Consider the following 1,277-nt stretch of genomic DNA (forward strand, 5'->3'; position numbering starts at 1 on the left):
ATATCAGAGGCACCTTGCAAAACGTCCTCTACCGTATTGAGCTTATGGTCTGGGGAAATGTATTTAGCCGCTTCTTCAGATAAGGATACTGATTTAACCTCCGGAGTGTTCATCGACTCAATCCAGTCCGCTAAGGGTTCAAGTCCTTTCTCCCTGGCCATGGTTGCCCGAGTGCGTCGTTTGGGTTTATAGGGCAGGTAAAGGTCTTCTAATTCAGTCTTTTGCTGGCAAGCTTCGATCTTAGCCTTTAGTTCATCGGTGAGCTTACCCGCAGATGCGATCGCATTCAGAATTACTGACTTCCGTTGCTCAAGTTCCGTTAGATAAGTATGGCGCTCAGCTATAGTGCGTAACTGAACTTCATCGAGAGAACCAGTCACCTCTTTACGGTAGCGAGCTATAAACGGAATAGTTGCCCCTTCAGCAAATAAAGACAGGGCATTCTCGATCTGAGTCGCACTTAACGACAGTTCTTGGGCTAAGATTTGAGGAATAGTGGTCATGTTACCAGGAAAAGGGGAAATTAAACGAAATTTTAAATTTATTTAAAATAGCAAATTGAGAACGCTCTAATCATTAACAAGTAACAATTAACAGTTCAATTCACAAGTAACAATTATGGTTTCTAGCCCTGAATTGATCAAACCTACCCTAAGTCCAGGTAGTCTCCGTCGAGTCCATCATATTGCTCTGAATGTGAAGGATATCCAAGCATCGCGCCACTTTTATGGTACAGTATTGGGTTTACATGAACTAACTGGAGAAGAAGTGCCCAGTACTTTGCGATCGCTAGTCGCAGCCGGAAAAGTCACTAACTTCGTTACCCCAGATGGCATTGTTGTGGATTTGTTTTCCGAGCCAGAGCTATCACCACCGGATCCAGACCCCCATCGTGGCTTTACTCGGGTCAATCATCTCGCCTTTGATATCGATCCTCAGTTATTTGACCAAGCCGTAGAAGTCCTAAAACAAAATCAAATTCCCATCGATCATGGTCCAGTAACTCGTCCTACCGGCAGAGGTATCTATTTTTATGACCCCGATGGATTTATAGTTGAAATTCGTTGTGATCCCATGGAATGAGACTTCGCTGCAGTTGTGAGGAATCGGGAATCGGGAATCGGGAATCGGGAATCGGGAATCGGGAATTGGGAATCGGGAATCGGGAATCGGGAATCGGGAATCGGAAAGAAGAATTAAGGCAAATAACCTTAGTTTGACATAACCAACTTGATCCACGAGTTAGGAGACAGGAGTCAGGATTTATAAGTCAAAAT

The 1,277-nt window shown here is 44.2% G+C and carries 3 protein-coding genes; 2 read left to right on the forward strand and 1 reads right to left on the reverse strand.

All coding sequences use genetic code 11. The features are described from left to right. Positions 1-503: Tex-like N-terminal domain-containing protein (locus tag F6K49_RS50020; RefSeq protein WP_293110272.1), on the reverse strand; the 503-nt coding region annotated here is incomplete at its 3' end. 115 nt (positions 504-618) lie between these two features. Between F6K49_RS50020 and F6K49_RS50025 the strand changes: the two genes are divergently transcribed. Together F6K49_RS50025 and F6K49_RS50030 are read left to right on the forward strand one after the other, a co-directional pair. Further along, positions 619-1,083, forward strand: coding sequence for a VOC family protein (locus F6K49_RS50025; protein ID WP_293110274.1), 465 nt, complete (start codon positions 619-621; stop codon positions 1,081-1,083). Further along, complete coding sequence (locus F6K49_RS50030; protein WP_293110276.1) at positions 1,080-1,220, forward strand: hypothetical protein; 141 nt, start codon at positions 1,080-1,082, stop codon at positions 1,218-1,220. The genes F6K49_RS50025 and F6K49_RS50030 overlap by 4 nt, the downstream gene beginning before the upstream one ends. The last annotated feature ends 57 nt before the right edge of the window (positions 1,221-1,277 follow it).

It is taken from the genome of Moorena sp. SIO3I6 (assembly GCF_010672095.1).